2 protein-coding genes are annotated in these 2052 nt (G+C 40.4%); both read right to left on the bottom strand.

Annotated elements, in window-relative coordinates; translation table 11 throughout:
* A partial coding sequence (locus tag ACOVO2_RS03080) for an esterase (RefSeq protein WP_421768563.1) occupies nt 1-1060 on the bottom strand: 1060 nt, incomplete at its 3' end.
* A gap of 37 nt (nt 1061-1097) precedes the next feature.
* Nucleotides 1098-1976 (bottom strand): alpha/beta hydrolase, encoded by an 879-nt coding sequence (locus ACOVO2_RS03085; RefSeq protein ID WP_421768564.1) that lies wholly within the window; start codon nt 1974-1976, stop codon nt 1098-1100.
* Between the last annotated feature and the right edge of the window lie 76 nt (nt 1977-2052).

Genomic DNA, 2052 nt, shown 5'->3' on the forward strand with positions numbered 1-2052 from the left:
TCTTATCTTTCAAATATGCTTCCCACTCGGTAGTGCCTTTGTACAAGAAATCTTCTGTACCGATGCCCGACCACAATAGTTTGAAATCCTTGTTGGTTTTTGCAGGATTTGCGGTGATGTTCGTAAAACTTTTGTCCATTTCGGCAGGAGAAATATATGACGCATAGCTACATACGTAAGCAAATTTATCGACATTGTTGAAGGCAGCACGGAGCGTTTGGCCGCCACCACGAGAGAAACCTCCAATAGCACGATTATCACGGTTGGCAATTACTCGATAATTTTTCTCGACGTAAGGAATAATGTTCGTAATAAGATCTGTTTCAAATAACTTCATTCGTTTGAGAGCATCTTCACCATCACGACTCATCACATCAGATGGTTTATCTTTGCCAGTTTGTTCGGCAATGCGTGCCAAAGGATTTCCGTAAGGCATCACCACAATCATTGGTTTTGCTTTGCCTTGGGCAATCATGTTGTCAAGCATTAAGTGCACTTTTCCTACTTTCCAGAAAGTTTCCTCAGTATCTGTTGTACCACTGATTAGGTAATAAACTGGATATTTTTTTGCAGTTTCTTTTCTGTAACCTGCAGGTGTATAAACTACTACTGTACCCGTAGAACCTTCTACTGATGGATAATATTCGTAGGTGATTGAGCCATGAGGTACATTTTGAAGGGCATAAATGGCAGGAGAATCCGATGGAATTTCTACCAAACTACCCTTGAAACGCTCATTTGGAAATAAATACGTATTAGCTGGGTCGTTTACCGTAACGCCATCTACTTTAAATCCATACGGATAAATATCGGGTTTCACTGGGCCAACTGTTATTGACCAAACACCATTTTCGCCTTTGGTCATTGGTACATTTGCCGAACCAAATTGATTGCCATCGAGCAAAACAGTGGTGGCGTTGGGTGCTAAAAATGAGAAAGTTACCGTTTTGTCAGGATTTACTTTTGGTGAAACCACAATTGGGCTACGAGGTGGTTGTCCCTGTGCAACAAAGACTTCAATAAAGATTACAATACAAATTAAAATGGATTTCTTTTTCATAATTTTGTAGAATTTGATTGAATATATTTGATTATCATTAAAGTAAGTTATTTCGTTTCATCCAATCGAAAAGTGGGTCTGTCCAACCTTTTTGGCGGAAGATAAATCCGTGGTCGCCTTTGGGGTAAACATGCATTTCAACTTCGACTTTGCTTTTACGAAGTTTTTCAAAATATTGAATACTATTATCAACATCCACCACTTTATCGTCGGCAGCGTGAGTAAGCCAAGCGATGGGCGTATTGGCTTTTACTTGTAATTCATTGGAAAACAAATCTTTGTCTTCTTGAGAAGGCGTTTTACCAATCAAGGCATCACGAGAACCGCCATGCGTGAGGGCATCTTGCATCGTGATTACTGGGTAAACGAGAATCTGGAAATCAGGCCGAAGATTGGTATTCTGAGGGTTTTCAATGTATGATTTTTCAAAATGTGTAGCGGCTGTACTGGCCAAATGCCCGCCAGCACTAAAGCCCATGATGCCAATTTTATTTTTGTCGATACCATATTTTTCGGCATTTTCACGCACGTATTTGATGGCTTGTTGTGCATCTTGTAAAGGTCCGATTTTCTTATCTAGCATGATTTCATCGCTTGGCAAACGATATTTCAACACAAATGCGGAAATCCCTTTTTCTACAAGGCTTTTGGCTGTTCCGAGACCTTCTCCATTATACACAATTACGCCATAACCACCACCCGCAATAACGATTACTGCCGTTCCATTCGGTTTTTCGGGCTTGATGTATTCGAGTGTTGGCACAGTTACGTTGCGGTACATGCCACGTTCAAAAGTCTCTACTTTTTCAGTAGGCTTGGCGTTGGCAACTTGTGCAGGATAGAGTTTTATGATTTCCTGCGAAAAGGCGGAAAACCCACACAAAAGGGCGGTTATTAAGAGGAATATATTTTTCATTGTAAGGTTGAATTAAATATATTTTGTTTGCGGCATGTATTGTCTGTGGGGACACAGACAATGGCATGGCAATTTT

Source organism: Emticicia sp., assembly GCF_049241225.1.
In the GTDB taxonomy this organism is placed as follows: domain Bacteria; phylum Bacteroidota; class Bacteroidia; order Cytophagales; family Spirosomataceae; genus Emticicia.

What these genes read in the sequence shown, in the direction of transcription:
- ACOVO2_RS03085 (WP_421768564.1), bottom strand. Translation starts at nt 1,976, where the DNA reads ATGAAAAATATATTCCTCTTAATAACCGCCCTTTTGTGTGGGTTTTCC.